Origin of the sequence: Chryseobacterium kimseyorum, from assembly GCF_025971945.1 — a bacterium.
Taxonomy (GTDB): Bacteria; Bacteroidota; Bacteroidia; order Flavobacteriales; family Weeksellaceae; genus Chryseobacterium; species Chryseobacterium kimseyorum.
The window spans coordinates 186,315-206,661 of sequence record NZ_JAPDHW010000007.1 but is presented as its reverse complement, the minus strand read 5'-3'; the positions used below and the strand labels follow the sequence as shown (position 1 = coordinate 206,661).

General features: G+C 36.8%; 17 protein-coding genes. 10 read left to right on the top strand and 7 right to left on the bottom strand.

The genetic code is table 11. The features are described from left to right. Nucleotides 1-41 precede the first annotated feature (41 nt). From OMO38_RS11905 to OMO38_RS11885, 5 genes are all read left to right on the top strand, one after another. Complete coding sequence (locus OMO38_RS11905; RefSeq protein ID WP_264750395.1) at nucleotides 42-506, top strand: hypothetical protein; 465 nt, start codon at nucleotides 42-44, stop codon at nucleotides 504-506. 130 nt (nucleotides 507-636) lie between these two features. Beyond that, complete coding sequence (gene fahA / locus OMO38_RS11900) at nucleotides 637-1,884, top strand: fumarylacetoacetase (RefSeq protein WP_264750394.1); 1,248 nt, start codon at nucleotides 637-639, stop codon at nucleotides 1,882-1,884. Between the two features lie 107 nt (nucleotides 1,885-1,991). Beyond that, on the top strand, nucleotides 1,992-2,399 hold the full coding sequence (locus tag OMO38_RS11895; protein ID WP_264750393.1) for a GxxExxY protein: 408 nt from the start codon (nucleotides 1,992-1,994) through the stop codon (nucleotides 2,397-2,399). 127 nt (nucleotides 2,400-2,526) lie between these two features. Beyond that, the gene (locus tag OMO38_RS11890) at nucleotides 2,527-3,348 is read left to right on the top strand and encodes a flavin reductase family protein (protein WP_264750392.1); all 822 of its coding nucleotides are present in this window, start codon (nucleotides 2,527-2,529) and stop codon (nucleotides 3,346-3,348) included. Nucleotides 3,349-3,366: 18 nt separating this feature from the next. Continuing rightward, entirely contained in the window at nucleotides 3,367-3,975 is a 609-nt protein-coding gene (locus tag OMO38_RS11885; protein WP_264750391.1) for a hypothetical protein, read from the top strand. A 35-nt stretch (nucleotides 3,976-4,010) separates the two neighbouring features. Here the strand turns inward: OMO38_RS11885 and OMO38_RS11880 are convergent, their stop codons facing one another. Beyond that, nucleotides 4,011-4,859 (bottom strand): alpha/beta hydrolase family protein, encoded by an 849-nt coding sequence (locus tag OMO38_RS11880; RefSeq protein ID WP_264750390.1) that lies wholly within the window; start codon nucleotides 4,857-4,859, stop codon nucleotides 4,011-4,013. 163 nt (nucleotides 4,860-5,022) lie between these two features. On the opposite strand from OMO38_RS11880, the gene OMO38_RS11875 reads away from it, so the two are divergent. The 4 genes from OMO38_RS11875 (at nucleotide 5,023) to OMO38_RS11860 (ending at nucleotide 9,270) form a co-directional block, all read left to right on the top strand. Beyond that, on the top strand, nucleotides 5,023-5,796 hold the full coding sequence (locus tag OMO38_RS11875) for a HipA family kinase (RefSeq protein ID WP_264750389.1): 774 nt from the start codon (nucleotides 5,023-5,025) through the stop codon (nucleotides 5,794-5,796). After that, a complete protein-coding gene (locus OMO38_RS11870) occupies nucleotides 5,783-6,166 on the top strand; it encodes a DUF3037 domain-containing protein (protein ID WP_264750388.1) in 384 nt (127 codons plus the stop codon). Before OMO38_RS11875 ends, OMO38_RS11870 begins: the two co-directional genes overlap by 14 nt. A gap of 22 nt (nucleotides 6,167-6,188) precedes the next feature. Next, entirely contained in the window at nucleotides 6,189-7,187 is a 999-nt protein-coding gene (locus OMO38_RS11865; RefSeq protein ID WP_264750387.1) for an alpha/beta hydrolase, read from the top strand. 241 nt (nucleotides 7,188-7,428) lie between these two features. Further along, nucleotides 7,429-9,270 carry a carbon starvation CstA family protein gene (locus OMO38_RS11860; RefSeq protein ID WP_191738208.1) on the top strand — a complete coding sequence of 614 codons (1,842 nt, stop codon included), beginning with the start codon at nucleotides 7,429-7,431 and terminating at the stop codon, nucleotides 9,268-9,270. A gap of 53 nt (nucleotides 9,271-9,323) precedes the next feature. On the opposite strand, the gene OMO38_RS11855 is transcribed toward OMO38_RS11860, so the two are convergent. The 6 genes from OMO38_RS11855 to OMO38_RS11830 form a co-directional block, all read right to left on the bottom strand. Beyond that, nucleotides 9,324-9,668 carry a hypothetical protein gene (locus OMO38_RS11855; protein WP_264750386.1) on the bottom strand — a complete coding sequence of 115 codons (345 nt, stop codon included), beginning with the start codon at nucleotides 9,666-9,668 and terminating at the stop codon, nucleotides 9,324-9,326. A 39-nt stretch (nucleotides 9,669-9,707) separates the two neighbouring features. Continuing rightward, nucleotides 9,708-10,535, bottom strand: coding sequence for an alpha/beta hydrolase (locus OMO38_RS11850; protein ID WP_264750385.1), 828 nt, complete (start codon nucleotides 10,533-10,535; stop codon nucleotides 9,708-9,710). Between the two features lie 622 nt (nucleotides 10,536-11,157). After that, nucleotides 11,158-13,866, bottom strand: a complete 2,709-nt coding sequence (locus tag OMO38_RS11845; RefSeq protein WP_264750384.1) for a TonB-dependent receptor plug domain-containing protein — start codon at nucleotides 13,864-13,866, stop codon at nucleotides 11,158-11,160. A gap of 123 nt (nucleotides 13,867-13,989) precedes the next feature. Next, nucleotides 13,990-16,320, bottom strand: coding sequence for an ATP-dependent helicase (locus OMO38_RS11840; protein WP_264750383.1), 2,331 nt, complete (start codon nucleotides 16,318-16,320; stop codon nucleotides 13,990-13,992). A gap of 275 nt (nucleotides 16,321-16,595) precedes the next feature. After that, nucleotides 16,596-16,964 carry a response regulator transcription factor gene (locus OMO38_RS11835; RefSeq protein WP_264750382.1) on the bottom strand — a complete coding sequence of 123 codons (369 nt, stop codon included), beginning with the start codon at nucleotides 16,962-16,964 and terminating at the stop codon, nucleotides 16,596-16,598. Further along, nucleotides 16,957-18,825 carry a PAS domain-containing sensor histidine kinase gene (locus OMO38_RS11830; RefSeq protein ID WP_264750381.1) on the bottom strand — a complete coding sequence of 623 codons (1,869 nt, stop codon included), beginning with the start codon at nucleotides 18,823-18,825 and terminating at the stop codon, nucleotides 16,957-16,959. The genes OMO38_RS11835 and OMO38_RS11830 overlap by 8 nt, the downstream gene beginning before the upstream one ends. 159 nt (nucleotides 18,826-18,984) lie before the next feature. Here OMO38_RS11830 and OMO38_RS11825 point away from each other — a divergent pair, with 159 nt between their 5' ends. Next, entirely contained in the window at nucleotides 18,985-20,298 is a 1,314-nt protein-coding gene (locus OMO38_RS11825) for a M16 family metallopeptidase (RefSeq protein ID WP_264750380.1), read from the top strand. The last annotated feature ends 49 nt before the right edge of the window (nucleotides 20,299-20,347 follow it).

Here is a 20,347-nt window from a genome sequence, read left to right as displayed (position 1 = left end):
AGGATGCACATCTTGACAAAACTTTTTTATAAACACAGCTTATGAGAAAATTATTCATCTGTACACTGTTTTTTATCGGTCTTTTATCGAAGGCACAAAACTACGCGGCCATCAACGAAATCATCAGTCGACTTGAAGAGAGAAAAGGAATTAACCAACATCTTGAAAACGTAAGTGTAGACAATAAGAAATTTGTACTTATCAAAAATTTTGATGATCACACAGAAAGAAATTTCATCATCATCAAAGGGAACGATGCAACCTACGTTGAAATGTTTGACGACAAAGCGACCGGACAAAGTACATCGAACGTATTTTCGGGAGACATCATCAGAAAAAAGAATATCATTTCATTAAGAGCTGATAAACTTGAAAACAAAAAGATTCCTATTCCTGTTTCGAAAACACTTCTTTTAACAAGACAGAAGGACATAATCTATCTGATCGATATCAATTCGAGAGACCGGTGGATTGACGAAGAATCTTACACTAAAAAAACAAAGTAGCATTTACTTTTGACTTCTTACGATTGGCTTTAAATCAGATTATATAAATTTCAGGGGAAACTATTGATTTCCTAAGTAATTAAGCCCGTTAAGAATTCTCACTTTTAAATTTAAATCAAACTATTACATTATGAAATCATTTGTAGAATATAATTCAAATTCAGACTTTTCGATACACAATATTCCTTTTGGAGTTGCAGTATTTAACAAAGACTTTATCGGCTGTTGTACAAGAATCGGCGATCAGGTTGTTGATCTGGCACTTTTGTATGATCTTTCTTATTTCGAAGAAATCAAAGGTTTAGAAGACAATATTTTCGAAGCATATACTTTAAATGAATTCATAGAATTAGGAAAATCAGTAACCAATGCGGTTCGTTTAAGAATTCAGGAATTACTGCAGGAAGGTTCGATATTATCTAAGGATGAAAAAACCATTGAAGATGCATTCTACGATTTGGATCAGGTGAAAATGATTATGCCGATTCACATTCCAAACTATACGGATTTCTACAGCAGTATCGAGCACGCTACCAACGTCGGGAAAATGTTCAGAGATCCCGCAAACGCATTGCTACCCAACTGGAAACATTTACCGGTAGGATATCACGGAAGAGCTTCGTCTATTGTTGTTTCGGGAACTGATATTAACCGTCCGAAAGGCCAGATGAAACCCGCAGATGCAGACAAACCGGTTTTCGGTCCCTGCAAACAGCTGGATTTTGAATTGGAAATGGCTTTCATTATCAATCAAAATACCGAAATGGGAGAAAGCGTTTCTACAAAAGATGCTGAAAATGCGATCTTCGGAATGGTTGTTTTCAACGATTGGTCAGCAAGAGATATTCAGTCATGGGAATATGTTCCGTTAGGACCGTTTTTGGCTAAAAATTTCGGTTCATCTGTTTCTCCATGGGTGGTAACGCTGGAAGCTCTGGAACCATTCAGAACCACTTCTCCAACGCAAGATCCTGAAGTTCTGGATTATCTAAAATTTGAAGGCGATAAAAATTACGATATCAATCTGGAAGTTTACATCCAACCAGAAAATGGTGAAGATAACCTGATTTCAGAAAGCAACTACAAATATATGTACTGGAACATGACACAGCAGTTGGCTCACCACACGGTGAACGGCTGTAATCTGGAAGTTGGAGACATTTACGCAAGTGGAACAATCTCAGGAAACGATCCAAAATCATACGGTTCTATGCTTGAATTAACCTGGAGAGGACAAAACCCAATCACCCTAAGCAACGGACAGGAAAGAAAATTCATTGAAGACAACGATACCGTAATTATGAAAGCCTGGGCTGAAAAAGATGGCGTGAGAGTAGGTTTCGGGGAGGTTTCCGGTAAAATTATTCCTGCTAAATAATTATTTAACCACAAAAGTCACAAAAGATTTTTTATATTTAAAGTTTAATGATTTCTAAATAAAGTTCAAAAAAGTTGTCTTTTTAATTGTAATCAAGATAAAACTAAATGATCACTCAATCCTATCTAACAGATTTGACTTATAAAATTAATGGAGCCTGTATAGAAGTGCATAAAATTATGGGTGCCGGTTTGTTAGAAAGTGTATATCATAAATGCATAGAAGAGGAATTCAAGCTTAGAAATATTAAATACAAATCTGAATTACAAGTGCCGGTTTTTTATAAAGAAAAAGAAATCAATTGCAACTTTTTTTGTGATTTTTTGATTGAAGACCAAATTGTGCTTGAAATAAAATCTGTTTCTTCGTTAAATGAAATACACAGAGCACAGGTTTTAAATTATATTAATTTGTTGCGAAAACCCAAAGGTATTCTAGTCAATTTTAATGTAAAGAATCTATACCATCAAGGTCAGGAAACATTTGTAAACAAATATTACGAAATGCTTTTATGATTTATGAAAGAAAACAATTAACCCTACATTGCACAGTATCGAAAAAGCTACAATCTTTTTTGAGCTTTAAAAAATCAGTATTGACAACTCTTAAAGCTTTTGTGACTTTTGTGGTAAAATCAAAATTATGAAAACACTCATCCCTTCAGAAATATCCTCAGTACAACTGCAAACGATTATGCAGACCGCCGTTTCACCAAGACCGATTGCATTGGCTTCTACGGTTGATAAAGACGGAAACAGCAATTTATCGCCGTTCAGTTTTTTTAATATGTTCAGTACCGTTCCGCCGATTTTGATTTTTTCTCCATCGAGAAGAGTTCGGGATAATACGACGAAACATACGTTGGAAAACGTTTTGAAAGTTCCTGAGGTGGTCATTGGAACCGTGAACTTTCCAATTGTACAGCAGATTTCTTTAGCATCAACAGAATACGGAGATGATGTCAATGAATTTGTAAAATCCGGTTTGACAATGAAAGATGCAGATTTGGTGAAGCCTAAATTGATTGAAGAATGTCCAGTCAACTTTGAGTGTCAGGTTTTAGAAGTGAAATCTTTGGGAGATCAGGGTGGCGCAGGAAATTTGGTCATTTGTGAGGTTAAAAAAATTCACATGAGAGAAGAATATCTGAATGCTGAAGGAAATTTAGATCAGGCAAAACTGGATATGGTCGCTCGTTTGGGCGGAAACTGGTATTCGAGAAATAATGAAAATAACCTTTTCGAAGTCCCGAAACCTTTGGTTACCAAAGGTATTGGATTTGATCTGCTTCCTGATACCATAAAATTCAGCAAAGTTTTTACAGGAAATGATTTGGGAATGCTGGCAAATGTAGAAATCTTGCCTTCTGAAAATTGCCATGATGACGAAAATATTCATCTGGAAGCTCAGAAATTTTTGCTTGAAAGTAAAATCGATGAAGCCTGGAAAATTTTAGTTAAATAAATTGACAACCGTACATTGATGAAAAATATTATTCTATTACTTTGTGCTGCGATCATCTTACAGTCATGTTATTACCCTGTAAGAAAGGATTACGGTATTTACAGTAAATCTTTGGTGTTTTCAAAAGATAAAAAGTGGTTGATTAACAACATCAACACCGATGTCAATTCGCAACACCGAGAGTTGATGAGTAAAGAGATTCTGCACTTATTTAATGAAATGAGTGGCGGAAAAGCTACCGATCTGAAAACTGCAAAATCTGAAAATCTCATTCACAATCACATTCCGTCTGATCCCCAACCAGAAGATCTTGAAGTATTAAAAAACAGTTCCGATTACAATTACCTTGTTAATGTCTATACGTTTAAAGTTCGAAATGCCTTAGACAATACCATTGGAATGCAGAGTCAGTACAAAACCAACGAAACTTTTGCGATGATGGATGTTTATGACATCACCACGTTAAAAAAAATATATTCGTTTAAAGCATACTCAGAAGTTGCCGTAGATAAAGATCAGAAGGTGACTGTTTTCACTCCGCGTACCGAAATGATGACCATGAAAAATTTCAGAAGTTTAATAAAATCGGTGAGGAAAAATGCGATAAAAACTGACACTTCCCTTTAATACAAAAGACAGCTTTCATAGAGCTGTCTTTTTATCTAAGCATTTACAATTTTATCATTTATAAACGTAATGCATTTTTGAACTACTGTATTCAGGTCTTCTGGCAATTCCTTTTCTTCCCAGGGTTCTTTCGCTCCAAAAACATGATTCCCATTGTCGATTAAAAACAGTTCGGAATTAGGATGCAGAATATGAAGATGCTCTGCATTTTTCACACTAACTCCTTCATCTGAAGTCCCATGAACAATTAAAACATGAGCTTTTGCCATTTCCATGGATCGCTCTACATCAAAACGGTGAGGATCGCTGGCAAAATCTTCGTAGAATTGATAAAAATGAGGCATCTGCTGCTTCGTTCTTGCATTTTCAACATAATAAACTCCTTCATTTTTCCAGTTTTCAAAAGCTTCTTCTTTCGGAAATCTTTCGAGATGATCGACACTTGCCAAAGTAATCAATCCGTTGATTCTAATATCTTCACAGGTTTTAATGATAGAAATCCCGCCTCCACGGCTGTGACCTATCAAAATTATTTTCTGATCGTCAACTTTGGGATCTTTAACGAAGTGGTTAACAACAAAATCTACATCTGAAAGTTCTTTCGAATAATTATTATTTCCAAAAGCTTCCAGATCATCAAAACCTGTCGGATTGCTCAATGTTGTCCCATTGTGAGAAAAATTAAACTTTACAAAGAAAAATCCTGCCTCTGCAAATTTTTCAGCCATTAAACTCCAGGCACCCCAATCTTTATAACCTTTATAACCATGCACGAAAATTACTAACGGCAGTTTGGTTTTAGCTTCCGGATAATAGGCGTCTGCCAAAAAGTCTTTTGTTTCAGGATTTGAGAGCTGTATATTAAGGTTTTTGATGATGTTCATATTTTTCGTCTGTAATGTTAATATTAACTTGTTTATTCTCAGGAATTCAAAAAATTAAAATTATTCAGGTTCCTGCGAAATTATCGAAAGGTGATTTAAGATTTAATTTACTTAAAAATAGTAAAATAGAATTAAACACAGGTAAAAATCTTATTTTTGCGTTATGTTGGATCTTAGAACAGTTACTGTACAGCGTTACATTCTTCCTCTTCGGGAAGGTGGTTCACTGCCGGCTTTGGCAGAGGCTGATGATGATTTTAAATATGTCTTGAAATTCCGTGGAGCAGGTCATGGCGTGAAAATGTTGATTTCCGAACTTTTAGGTGGAAAGATCACACAGGCTTTAGGATTACCAATTCCCGAGCTTGTTTTCGCAAATCTCGATGTAGATTTTGGGAGAACGGAAGCCGATGAAGAAATTCAGGATTTGCTGAAATTTTCTGAAGGTTTAAATTTAGGCTTACATTATTTATCAGAATCTATTGCGTTTGATTCAAGTATAAAAGTTGACCCTCTTTTGGCTTCAAAAATTGTCTGGCTCGATGCTTTTATTACCAATATCGACCGTACTTTTAAGAATACCAATCTTCTGATGTGGCATAAAGAATTATGGGTTATTGATAATGGAGCGTCATTCTATTTCCATCATTCGTGGCAGAATTTTGATACTGCGGCAAAGACGCCGTTTAAATATGTGAAAGATCATGTTCTGCTTCCACAAGCAACACAATTGGATGAGGCTGAAAAGTTTGCGCATGAAGTTTTAAATGAAACAATTTTCAGAGAGATTGTCAATTTAATTCCTGAAGACTGGCTGCACTGGAATGATGCTGAAGAAAGTCCGGATGAAATACGTGAAGTGTATTTTAACTTCCTGAAAACACGTCTTGAAAATTCACAAATCTTTGTAAACGAAGCCAAAAATGCAAGAGGATAAAATATACGAGTACGCCGTCATCCGCCTGGTGCCGAAGGTTGAAAGAGAAGAATTTTTCAACATCGGACTGGTGATGTTTTCGAAGAGAGAGAAATTCATTAAAGTGGATTTTTATTTGTGTCCCGATAAATTTAAACTGATTAAAAGTAAACTGGATTATGACGACATCATCAAAAATCTGGAAAGTTTTAAAAATATTGCGGAAGGAAAAAAAGATGGTGGCCCGATTGCACTATTGGAAATTCCGGACAGATTCCGTTGGCTGACAGCCGTGAGAAGTGCTGTAGTTCAGACTTCAAGACCTCATCCGGGGAAATCTAAGGATTTGGAAAAAACTTTTGGTAAACTTTTTGAGGAGTTAGTAAAATAACACACCTCATCAAATTTACTTTATGAATTCATCCATCAGCAATACAAATATCAGCAGGTTTTTTATAAACCTGTTTTTTATTTTCTTTCTTTCGGCATCATTATTTGCTCAGACAGCAAAAAGCACTCTACTTCAGGAAAAAACTGCCGTCACCGAAAATATTACTTACAAAAAAGACGGTCAGGGAAAAGATCTGAAACTGGATATATACAGACCGAAAAATTCCGCAGAGGAAAAACTACCGGTTGTTATTTTTCTGCATGGCGGCGCGTGGGCATTGGGAGATAAAGTTATAGCTCCCGATAACTATATCGAGCAGACGATTTTAAAACTGACAGAAAAAAACTTTGCAGTTTTAAGTGTCAATTACCGTTTGGTGAGTGATGATGTGCATTTTCCGGGACCGATTGAAGATTCTAAAGATGCGGTAAAATGGGTAAGAAAAAATGCAGATCAGTATGGTTTTGACGGAGAAAACATTGGTTATTGGGGAGTTTCTGCAGGAGCTCACCTTTCGCTTCTTTCAGCATACACGCCTGACAGTGAATTTGTGGGAGATCAGGAGCTTTCGAAATATTCCGGCAGAGTAAACTATGTTGTTGACAATTTCGGACCGACTGATATGAACAGACTTCTTCACACCAGAGCTCCCAAACCTTTATTATTTATCGTTGGTTTAATTTCAAAAAAGATCATCGACATCAGAACGAAAATCGCAAAAGGAATGACGGGTTATGACGTTAATACCGAAAGAAGAAAAGTGATCGAGTTCTGTAAAACCATTTCACCAATAAATTACACTCAAAATCCCGTTCCTACACTAATACTTCACGGCGATAAAGATAAGATTGCACCGATCAGACATTCAAAAAGGTTGAATAAAATGTTGAATAAAACTGATACAATGCATCAATTGATTGTGGTGAAAAAAGGGAATCACGGTTTTAAAGATACCGACAAAGCTTATCAGGAAGAGCTTAATACTGTGATGGTAGATTTTATGGTATCTCAAAAAAAGTAAAATTATACATCAATGACTTCAGGATTACAAAACTGTATTTTTCAAAAAGAAGCAATAATTTAAATATCTGTAAATCATTAATTTAATATTAGTATCGCTCAATTTAATATATAACTTTGCTAAATTGATATACATATTGATTTGTTTTATATAGAAAATAAGTACCTTGGCCAAATGCTTACATTATCATTAATAAATAAGCAGAAATCCTAACTATTTATTCACATAAAACAGAAAAGATATGGAATTTCTAAATGGAATTAATGCACTGACTCTGGTGTTCACATCACTGCTCATTTTTGCAATAGCCTACCGTTTCTACGGAATTTTCCTGGCGAACAAAGTTCTCCGTTTAAATGACAAAAACACGACGCCGGCAGTAGAATTTGCTGACGGAAAAGATTACGTTGCCACCAATAAAAATGTACTCTTCGGACATCACTTTGCAGCAATTGCAGCAGCTGGACCTTTGGTTGGACCCGTGTTGGCAGCACAATTTGGTTATCTTCCCGGTGCAATCTGGATTTTAATCGGATGTGTTCTGGGTGGTGGGGTTCACGATATGGTGGTACTTTTCGCATCGGTGCGACACAAAGGACAAAGTTTAGCGACGATTGCCTCCAAAGAAATTGGTAAAACGACGGGAACTGTTGCAGGTTTTGCAATTCTATTCATCTTAATTTTAACGCTTGCCGGATTGTCATTGGCCTGTATCAATGCGATGCACGAAGCTTCGTGGTCATTGTTCACGGTTGTCATAACAATGCCTATTGCGATTATCATGGGATTGATTATGCGCTACAGAAAAAACTCCGTGACTTTCGCAAGTATTCTGGGTGGAGTTTTATTGATTGCAGGAATCATTGGCGGACACAGTCTGATGCAGAATGAGACTATGAACAATATGTTTACCTGGGACATTACAACGATTTCAATTGCCATTCCTCTATATGGATTTTTAGCTTCAGTACTTCCGGTTTGGTTGCTTTTGGTTCCGAGAGATTATCTTTCAACCTATCTTAAAATCGGAACGATTATTATGTTGGCGATTGGGGTAATCGTGATTCACCCAACCATTCAAATGCCGGCATTATCTCAGTTTATCAATGGTGGCGGTCCCGTAATCGGTGGTCCGGTTTTACCTTTTATTTTTATTGTCATTGCGTGTGGAGCGATTTCAGGATTTCATGCAGTGATTGCCACAGGAACGACTCCTAAAATGCTGAACAGAGAGAAAGAAATTTTGTTTGTAGGTTACGGAGCGATGCTTGTGGAAGGTTTTGTAGCATTGATGGCATTAATCGCCGCATGTACATTAATGCCGGGAGATTATTTTGCAATCAACACTCCAAAAGAAACGTATGATGCTTTTTTGGCTGCAAATCCAGCTTTGCATGGCGTTGATATCGATTATTTCTCTGAAAGAATTGGGATTGATCTGCACGGAAGAACTGGTGGTGCGGTTTCTCTGGCCGTGGGAATGGCTCACATCTTTAATAAAATCCCGTACATGGATCAGCTGATGGCCTATTGGTACAACTTTGCGATTATGTTTGAAGCGGTGTTTATTTTAACCGCGATCGATGCCGGAACGAGAGTGGGAAGATTCTTCTTACAGGAAATGCTGGGTTCAGTCATTCCTAAATTTAATGATAAAAACTGGACTCCCGGGATTATCATCAGCAGTTTACTGTTTACTTTTGCCTGGGGTTATCTGGTTTTCACCGGAAATGTAAGCAGCATCTGGCCGCTCTTCGGAATCAGTAATCAGTTGCTCGCCGCGTGCGGATTGATTGTCTGCACAACAATGCTCATCAGGTTAAACCGTGGAAAATATGCACTTTGCTCCGCAATTCCAGGAGTTTTTATGGCGATTATTACATTTTGGGCTGGATACATTCAGGTGATGGATATTTACATTCCAAAACAGCAATATTTACTGGCAACATTAGCGATTGTTGCGATGGTTTTAATGCTCGTAGTTTTCGTTGGAGCATTTAGAAAATGGTATCAGCTGCTTCAGGTGAAGACTTCGCATACCGATTTTTATGGTGAGAATGTGAAAGAATTGGTTGAGAGATAAGTTTCTTATTAAACTATAGAAATGGGAGGCGTGGTTTTTACTGCGCCTCTTTTTTATTCCTTAATCCTTTTTAGAATCGTTGAGCATCCTTCATCACATATTAAACTTCCGTCTTTATCGACCTTGTCAAGAATTAATTTATTGCCTTTAAAATTATAAGAATAAAAATTACTCTCTGATGTTTTGGAATTGATTAGAACAATCAAATCTCCTTTGTCGATCAGGTATTGATCATCAATCTGTTTTCCATTGACTGACTCTCTGTATTTTCCATTATTATAAAAAGTCAGAATATATTCAGAATCTATATCCTTCTCAATGACTTCCGCTCCGGTTCCGTATTTTGAGCCGATTAACTGCCACGAACCAACAATTGAATTTGTTCTCCCTACTCTCACAAGAAAAGAGTGTCATTAAAACACAGGCAATTGCATATCTCATCGCTGAATGTTTTTTAGTTTTTCAATTCTTTTAATTTCATTCAAAAGCAATGGAAAAGCGGGAACAGCCATTCCACCATGATCAAACCCATCGAGTTCATATAAAACGGTTTCTTTATGGCCTTTAAGCTTCATCATTCGCCACATATAAGCGTTTTCCTCATATCTTCCCATCAGTTCCTTTTCACGGTCACCGGTAATTAAAAGTAATGGTGGCGCATCAGCACGGATAAAATGAAGCGGTGCCATTTCATCGATTCTGGCATCAAGTTCATCAATTCCTTTTTCCTTTCTGGTCGTAAAATGGGAAATCATCTGTCCGCTGAACGGTATAATTCCGGCAAGCCTATTTGCATCAATTTTATATTTATTTAAATAAGATTTATTCAAACCTACCATCGAAGCAAGATATCCGCCCGCAGAATGACCGGTAATGAAAATTAAGTCTTCACTTCCGCCGTATTTTTTGATATTGTTGAAAACCCAGGCTGTAGCTGCGGCTGCATCTTCGATATATTTCGGAGCCTTTACTTTTGGAGAAAGTCTGTAATTGACAGCAATGATGGCTACTCCTTTATTTTTAAGTTCTTCGGGAAGATGTTTTTCGCCACCCGTAATTCCGCCACCGTGAAACCAGATTATTGTTGAAAAATTCTTTACATTTTTCGGAGTATAAACATCTAAAACACATCTGTCGTTAATGTATATATCGGATTGATTTGTTTTTTCGTCGTAGTAATGAACGTTTGAAATGGTTTGATATTCCTGAGAAAATAATAATATGGAATAGAAAATTACGAAGATCAGAATAAGTATTTTTTTCATTTTTAAAATTTTGAACCTTAAATATACGAATTGTGATTTTTACCATTTTCGCATTGTAACTAATGATGAGATGTTGTTAAAGATCTGCAATAGATTTTGACACATAGTCACAAAGATTTAGATCAAAACTTTGCGTTGAAGAGAACACATAAGATTGAAAATCGAAGATTTTCCTGATGAGATTCAGATTTTACTGTGATTTTAGAATTATTAAGTAGAGGTTTGATTATCAAAATTAAAATCTGTGAAAATCCGTGAGATCTGTGGGCAAAAAAATTGATTTCGCCCTTTCAGGGCTGACTTTGTGATGTGTCATTTCTTCACAGGGCTTCACCCTGTGCTGATGGATGTCGCCACGTTATGGCTTGTGAAAGACTGAATTATGTTTCGGCAAAAAATATTGAGATTTTCAGGCATAATTTCAAAAAAATCTGTGAAAATCCGTGCGATCTGTGGGAGATAATTAATGTCGCCTTTACAGAGCTTTCCATGACAAATAATTCTATTTTCGACACCGCTTTCAATTTTCAGGAAAAATAAATTTAGCAAAGCTTAAATTTAAAAAAGAAAAAAAACGGATTCAAATAAATTGAACCCGTTTTAAAAATCAAACTGTAAACGGTTAAAAACTGAAATTAAGTCTGGCAAAAACCGATCTTCCGTTCTGCCCAAACTGGGACGTAGAACGCGAATAGATAAACTGATCATTATTGGTTGATGCAGTTACATTTCGAGTTGGATAAATATCAAATAAGTTATTCACTCCAGCTGTAAAACCGACACTTTTTGTGAACTGATATGCTAAAGACAGATCGGTAATGATTTTATCGGAAATAGACTGATGTTCGTTGGTGGAAATCACTCCATCACCGTTTGCATCAACAATATCTGGACTTGTTACTTTTCCGAAATAAGTATTTCTCAGATAAAAGGTGGCATTCTTCCATGTAAGGTTGTGAGATAAACTTGCCTTGGTTCTCGGCACTGCTTCCTCAAGATAAATTCTTGCGGCTTCAGAAAAATATGTGCTTTCTAAATTCGCTGCCTGTAAAGCACCGGAAGAATGTATGCCGCCCACTTTTCTGGTTTGGTTTAAATTTAATGCAAAACTGTTATCAAGTTTTAGATCTGAAAATCGCGCGGTGTGAGAAACTACCACATCCAATCCTTTGGTTTCTGTATCAATCGCATTGGTGAAAAACTGGGCAGCATTAACGGCCTCAGCGTCGAAAGCCTCGGGAGCAACGGTTCTCGGAAACTGACCTGTAAGAACAACTCTATCATCAATTCTGGTGAAATATCCGTCAGCTGTAAACGTTAAATTTGCCGAAGGAATTCTGTACGTGAAACCTGCACTTGCTGATTTTGAAGTTTCCTGTTTAAGCTTAGGAATTCCTAAAAGCGCTGCCAGTTTCGAATCATTACTGAAAGTTCCCACTTCTTTCAAAGTTCCGTCTGTAAAAAGTGTAGACGTCACATTATAATATATCTGATGAATAGAAGGAGCACGGAAGCCTGTAGATCCTGCAAATCTAAAATTTAAATTTTTTGCTAGCTTAATTCTTGAAGCAAGTTTATAATTAAAAGTAGAGCCAAAATCTGAGTAATTTTCATATCTGGCAGCCAAATCTACCAAAAACCAATCGGTAAAATTTAATTCTACATCAGCATATCCTGCAACAGCCTGTCTGTTTTTGTTGACTGCGTTAATCGGTTTAAATCCGCCAAAGACCTGTGATCCTCCAGGAAGTGCGTTTCCGAAAAAATCTGTCGCTCTCGGAGTCGTTCCGTTCCATAAATTTCCTTCAGCATCATAGGTCGCATAAGAAGCTTCCTCGCCAGCTGTAATTTTGAAATTTTCATATCTGTGTTCTGCTCCGAACGCTACATTAATTCCTTTCCAGACATCATATTTTTTTGAGAAATCTAAATTGATTGTATTTTGGGAAAATCTTAGCCCTCCTGCATCAAACTCACTCGGAGAAGCAAATCTTAAAGAGGTATTTCCTGTATTTTCAATGGTATAATCAAAAGAATTCCGTCCGAACGTATTGCTGAAATCTACATCCCAGCCATTCCAGTCTCCTTTGATGCCAGTAGACAGAGATAAATCCTGAATATCTGTTCCGATCTGAGGAAGATATCCATCAGAATACAGGCCTGTAAAAGTACGGCTTTGGTTGGGTCTTCTGTAAAAACCTCCTGAAGTTCCGTGTCTGAAGCTGTATCCACCAAATGTGTATACTTTCCAGTCATCGTTTATCGGAATTTCAATATTGGCAAAAAGCTGATTGTTATTTAATTTTGACTGACCTACCTGCATATTGAAATCTTTTCTAGAAAGACCTCTGTATGCTAATTCCTGATCTGTAACGTTTGCGTCTAAAAGACTCTGCAATCCTGCAATAGTATTGGCTCCCTGAATTTGACTCTGCAATTGTGGAGAAAAATAATCTACACCCTGCGCATACTGATGAATATAATTAATCAGCTGCTGCGAGTTAGGTGTCGTTCCAATATTTGTAAACAGGGATGAAAGATTAACACCGTCATTTAAAGCACGCTTTTCGATGGCATTGTAGGCGTTATAGATAGATCCGCTTTCTGTTCCTGCACGGTAAGTTGGATTTCTGAACTGTGAAGACCATGTAATATTATAAAAACCACCTTTGTTCCCTATTTTATTTCCATAATTCAGGTCGACCTGAATATTTTGTCCATCAAAATCTCCGGTATGGTCATTTGCAGTTGTTGTAAGATTTCCTCCGTACGTTAATTGTCCGGTAAGCTTTCCAATATCTCTTTTTAGGCCTAAATTAATTACTCCGGCAATAGCGTCAGAACCGTACTGCGCAGAAGCACCGTCTCTTAAAACTTCAATTCTGCTGATGGCAAAAGAGGGAATTGCATTAAGGTCAGTTCCCACCGTCCCTCTTCCGGGTGATCCGTTGACATTCACCAAAGCTGAGGTGTGCCGTCTTTTTCCATTGACCAAAACCAAAACCTGATCCGGACCTAAACCTCTTAACTGGGCAGGATCTAAATGATCGGTTCCGTCAGCATTCGTCTGAATTGTTGAGGTAAAAGATGGTGCAATGGCATTAAGTATTTGTCCTATTGTAGACTGCGGCAAAACAACCGATGCCTCTTTCAGATTAAATACATCTACAGGAACCGGGCTGTCGACCTTTGATCTCGCTCCACTTCTTGAGCCCAAAATTACCACTTCTTCTACGCTTGCTGTTTTTACAGTATCTTTTTCCTGAGCCGCTGCATAAGTTCCCAAGAAAAATAAAGCCGAAGCTGACAAGAGAGTCTTTCTATTTTTCATACATCCTACATTTAAAATTTCAAAATTATTTTTTTTCAGGATGCAAATGTAAATGATATTTATTAGTCTACAAAAAAAGTAGACTAATAAAAGACAAAAATTATAATTGTCAAATGTTATTTTTTAAATTTTGGTAAGTTTAGCGTATTTCAAAATCAAATTCTTCTCGCCTTCATGTAAGAAAACAACTTTGGCTTTGATATTTTGCGGATCTGTGCCATCTAAAAATTTCACTTCCCCAATTCCGAAACGGTCGTGTCTCACTTTGTCGCCAACTTCAATATCCTGCGAAGATGCTCCGCTTGGATTAATGATTTTCGCCGTAGCTACCGGTTTTAACTTTCTTGGTTCAGCGATTGGCTTGTCGCTTTCAGCTTTCGAGATTGTTTTCTTTTCAATTTTTTTGAAGCTCTTCATTTCGGAAGGATGCTCATCAAAAATATTGGAAGTAATCCCTGCGTTATTGATAAATCTCTTTTCAATAGCCGGATTTAGAAACTCAATATATTCTTCATCCACTTCACTCAAAAACCTTGACGGCTCGGCATCAGTAATTTTTCCCCACTGAAAACGCGAAACTGCGTAAGAGAAAAATGCCTGTTTCTCAGCTCTTGTCAGGGCAACATAAAATAAACGTCTTTCTTCTTCCAAATCCTCCCGGGTTGCCGAACTCATAAAACTAGGAAACAGATTTTCTTCTAAACCTACCAGGTGAACCACCGGAAATTCAAGTCCTTTGGAAAGGTGAATCGTCATTAATGAAACCATGTCTGCCTCATCATCTTTTCTTTGAGTATCTGCCGAAAGTGCAATGTTTTCAAGGAAATTCGGTAAACTCGGGTCACCATCTTCAATCTGCATCTGCTCTTCAATGAAACCCTGCATCGAGTTCATCAATTCCTGAACGTTTTCTACACGAGATATACCTTCTGGTGTTTGATCATCTTTTAAAAATTTAATCAAACCGCTTCGCTTCGCCACTTCCATCGCGACGCTGTAAGCTGTTTCTGTTTTAAGCAAAACCTGAAACGCTTTTATCATCGACCAGAAGTCGCTCAGCTTGGTTAAAACACCATTATTAAATTTCAATTGCGGCGCATACATTCCGAGATTATCTAAAATTTTAGACACCGGAAGATTTTGCGAATCTGCAAAAACGATTAATCTGTTCTGAGTAGTTTCACCAATTCCTCTTGTAGGATAATTGATAACTCTCATTAACGCTTCAGAATCATTTTCATTAACCAAAAGACGAAGATAGCCGATCAAATCTTTTACTTCTTTCCTTTGGTAGAAAGACAGACCTCCATACACTTTATACGGAATATTTTTTCTCCTTAAAGAGTCTTCAAATGCCCTTGTCTGAGAGTTCGTACGGTATAAAATAGCAAAGTCACTGAATTTTTTCTGTTCTCTGTTGCTCAGCTCCCAAATATTTCCGGCAACAAAATTAGCTTCATCTGCATCAGAAAGAGAACGGTACACTTTGATTTTTTCGCCGACTTCATTTTCACTGAAAACGTTTTTCTTAAACTGCTGCAGGTTTTTAGCGATCACTACATTCGCAGCATTCACTATATTTTGTGTCGAACGGTAGTTCTGTTCCAACGAAACCGTCACTGCGTCCGGATAATCTTTTTTGAAATTTAGAATATTATAAATATTCGCACCACGGAAGGAGTAAATTGACTGTGCATCGTCTCCTACCACACAAATATTTTCAAATTTCGAAGCTAGAGCTTTCACAATTAAATATTGCGAGTGGTTCGTATCCTGGTACTCATCCACCAGAATGTATCTGAATCTGTCCTGATATTTTGCTAAAACTTCCGGAAATCTTGTTAACAACTCGTTGGTTTTCAACAATAAATCATCAAAATCCATAGATCCGTTTTTATAGCAAGCTTCTACGTATTTTTCATAAATTTTACCGATGAATTTCATATTGGCTTTTTCATCAGCTTCCATTAATTCAGGATTGTTGTAGTAAGCCTTTACGGTAATCAGATTGTTTTTATAATTGGAAATTCTTGCCTGAACTTTTTTAGGTTTGTACAAATCTGCATCGATATTCATGTCTTTCAACACTTTTCTAATCACATTCAGAGCATCCTGCTGATCGTAAATCGTAAAGTTTGAAGGGTAGCCTAAATAATGCGCCTCACTTCTCAAAATTCTTGCAAATACCGAGTGAAAAGTTCCCATCCATAAGCTTCTTGCATTGCTCTGGCCTACAACCTTCGCAATACGTTCCTTCATTTCTTTTGCCGCTTTATTGGTAAAGGTCAATGCCAGAATATTGAAAGGATCTACACCATTGGTAATAAGGTGAGCGATACGCATTGTGAGTACACGGGTTTTTCCGGAACCGGCTCCAGCAAGCACCATCAGTGGTCCTTGTATTGTGGTAACGGCTTCATATTGTGATTCGTTAAGTCCTTTCAGATAATCCATACAGCAAAAAAATTTGGGAACACAAAATTAGTGTATTATAAGGAGAATTCAAATTCTGAAATTAGATGTTGGCATTTTTTAAGTTCCTGATCTTTGTTGCCCTTATATGACCAATTTTTTAAGCTTTATTTCGAAAAATACCGATGGTCTTTTTCATTTTATTAAAAGATGAAACTTTTTCAAACTAACTGAAGAAAATAATTATTCAGAAGTGCATCGAAAAAAAATCAGCAGAATAAAATTCTGCTGATTGATATCTATATTTAAATGTAAATCTATTTAGCGTATGTCTTTAATCGGTCAACCATATCACCTAAGTCGAAAGGTTTTGCAATAAAAGCATCTGCTCCGGCATCTAAAGCTGACTGTTCCAAACCACGGCTTGCCGACATAATGAGAACCGGAATATCTTTCAGATCTTCATCTGCTTTAATTTCTTTACATATATCTCTGCCATCCTCACCAGAAAGCCACATATCCATTAAGATCACATTGGGTTTAGAATCTGCTTTCAAAGTTTTCAGCATATCTGAACCTTTATAAAATTTTTCAATCTCAAATCCTTCAAAGTCGAGCATCATCTCTATAGAATCAACGATTGCAGGACTGTCATCTACCACTAAAACTTTTGTCGCGTTAGGCATTTTGTTGTACTTTTTTTCTTTTGGGGATTTCGAAGCAAAAATCAGACCCTTTTTCTTCTGTTGATGATACATAAATACGTCCTCCAGACCTTTTGATGATCTCTGAAGAAATATAAAGTCCCAATCCAAGTCCGGAAAAAGTATGTTCTTTTGAACCGCTGACTCTGTAGTATTGCTCAAAAACTTTACTGTGTTTATCCGGAGGAATTCCAATTCCGAAATCTTTCACACTGAAGATGACGTTATTATCTTTCAGTTCTGTAACAACAATTACCTGATCTGCATCTGGTGAATATTTGATGGCATTACTGATCAGATTGCTCATCACCTGCGAAATTCGGTGGCGGTCAGCGTATATAATTCCAATTGCTGAAGGATACAAAACTATTTTATGTCTTGAGGTCATCTGCTGTTCGGCAACAATTTCTTCAGTGAGCTGATCAAAATCAAATTCAGATTCGTTTAACTGTATCTTGCCATTCTGTATTTTGGTTACATCAAGCAAATCACTGATTAAAACGGTAAGAAGATCTATTTGACCATCCATTTTTCTGGCAACTTCTGCATTTTTCAGGTCATCTTTCCGGACAAGGTTTTTCTCTATAAACTGAGTATAAATTTTCAAACTCGTCAGTGGAGTTTTCAACTCATGACTGGCAATTCCGAGGAAATTATCTTTTTGAGTTTGTAATTGTTTAAAATCATCTATGTCTGTGAAAGTACCAATCCACTGCTTTATATTTCCGCTATCATCAAAGGTGGGAGTTGCTCTTCCCAAAAACCATCGGTAAGCATCGGGATTGGAGGGATCAAAAAATTCATATTCCATTTCAAAAGGTTTGCCCGTCTTTATACTACTTGCCCACGCAATCTCAACCTTTTCAAAAACTCCTGGCTTCATCACTCTTTTAACACCGTCGGCCGGATCCTCACTTTTATCGAAACCTGTATATCTGTACCAGTTTTCGTTCATGTAAGTCATCTTTCCATCCCGGTCAGAAGTCCATACAAACTGTGGCATCGAGTCTGCAAGATCTCTGAATTTCTCTTCCCTAGCCTGAATCTCTTCCCTTGCTTTTACCAAATCGGTAACATTAACCGCCATATTATGAATGGCGTACACCTCATCATTGGCATTTTTCAAGGGTTGGTAAGAAAAATTAAAATAATAAGTCTGAAGCTTTCCGTCTACCACCAGATCTACTCTATCCTCAGTTGCAGTATAAGCTTTTCCTGTTTTAAAAATATCTTTGAGAATTCCAATAAAAGGCTGCCCTTCGAGTTCAGGCAAAGCATCCTCAAGTTTTTTCCCGATAACTGAGGCATCTTTACCCCAGGTTTTAAGCATCAAATCATTGGCAAGCTCGATATACAAATCATCTGTTCTGTAAATAGCGGTGGAATAATCTGAATTTTTAATCAAGTTTTCAAATCGGTACTCGCTTTCCTTTAATTTTCTTTCTGAGACAACCTGGGCGGTAACTTCCGTTGCAACAACACTCACACCAATAATCATCTTTTCTTCATTGAAAACCGGCGCGTAAATAAAATCAAAGAAATGCTCCTCAAGTTTCCCGAATTTTTCTAAAAAAATAGGAAGTTTATTGCCGTTGAATGTTTCGCCTTTCTTATAAACATTCTCAAAAATCTCTACAAAACCCTGAGACTTCACTTCCGGTAATGCCTCAAACAATGGCTTTCCCACCACTGAAGAATCTCGCCCCCACAGTTCTAAGATTTGCGGATTTGCATTCTGGATGATGAGATCATCACCGATCAACAGACACATGGCAACAGGAGCTTGGCTAAAGAGGGTAATCAGTGATTCGGGTGAGATATTTTGTTCTAAAAAACTTTTCATTGCCGAGCGCTTTTATAAACTTCAAATTTAATTTTTAATAGCTGGAAAATATATGATTGAAATCAAATCATAATTCAACTTTTAAAACTACAAAATTTTGTTAAAAATTTGTAACATTTCATGTATTTTTGGCACTCATTGACAAAACAATTTCTATTTATGAAAAAACGACTTTTTAGTGTTGCAGCTGCTGCTTTTTTTGGAGTAATGCTGAATGCACAACAAATCAAATTCGAAGAGTATGATTTACCAAACGGTATGCACGTGATTCTTCACCAGGATAATTCTGCACCGGTAGTTACTACAGCTATAATGTATCACGTAGGTGGAAAAGACGAGATCAAAGGCAGAACTGGTTTTGCTCATTTTTTCGAACATCTTCTGTTTGAAGGAACGCCCAACATCAAAAGAGGAGATTGGTTTAAAATTGTATCTTCAAACGGAGGACAAAACAATGCCAACACTACAATGGACAGAACGTATTACTACGAAACATTTCCATCAAACAATGAGCAGTTAGGTCTTTGGATGGAAGCTGAAAGACTTCGTCATGCAGAAATCAATCAAATTGGTGTAGATACACAGAGAGAAGTAGTAAAAGAGGAAAAAAGATTGAGAATGGATAATCAGCCTTACGGAAATCTGACGAATGCCATTCAGCAGAATCTTTTCACCAATCATCCGTACAGTGGTTCTGTAATCGGATCAATTGAAGACCTGAACGGTGCGAAACTGCAGGAATTCAGAGATTTCTATAAAAAATATTATGTTCCGAATAATGCAACTTTAGTTGTTGCTGGAGACATTAAACCTGAACAAACAAAAAAGTGGATTCAGGAATATTATGGAGGAATACCAAAAGGAACAGTAACTCCTAAAAACTTCCCTAAAGAAAATCCAATTACTCAGGAAACTGAGAAAACAGTGACCGATCCAAACATCCAGCTACCTGCTTATATTTTTGGGTACAGAACTCCTTCAAATAAAGACAGAGACGCGTATATCTTAAATATGCTTTCATCTTACTTAAGCAGCGGAAAATCGTCTGTTCTTTACAAAAAATTGGTAGATCAGGAGAAAAAAGCATTAGAAGTTCAGGCATTTAATCTTGGAATGGAAGATTACGGGGTATTTGGTTTCTTTGCAATTCCTATGGGAGCTACAACGAGACAGACTTTACAGTCAGACATTGATGTTGAAATTAAAAAACTTCAGACAACGTTGATTTCTCAGGAAGATTATCAGAAACTTCAAAACAAGTTTGAAAATCAGTTTGTAAATTCTAACTCAAGCATTCAGGGAATCGCTGCTTCATTAGCAACCAATCACGTTTTGATGGGAGATACCAATTTGATCAACAAAGAAATTGAAATTTACAGATCAATCACTAAGCAGGATTTGCAGAATGCTGCGAAAAAGTATCTGAATTCTAACCAAAGAGTAATCATTAATTACGTACCTGAAAAAAAATAATCATTTAAAAGCTCAACGTTTTTAAATAATTATACCCTTTAAATTTTTA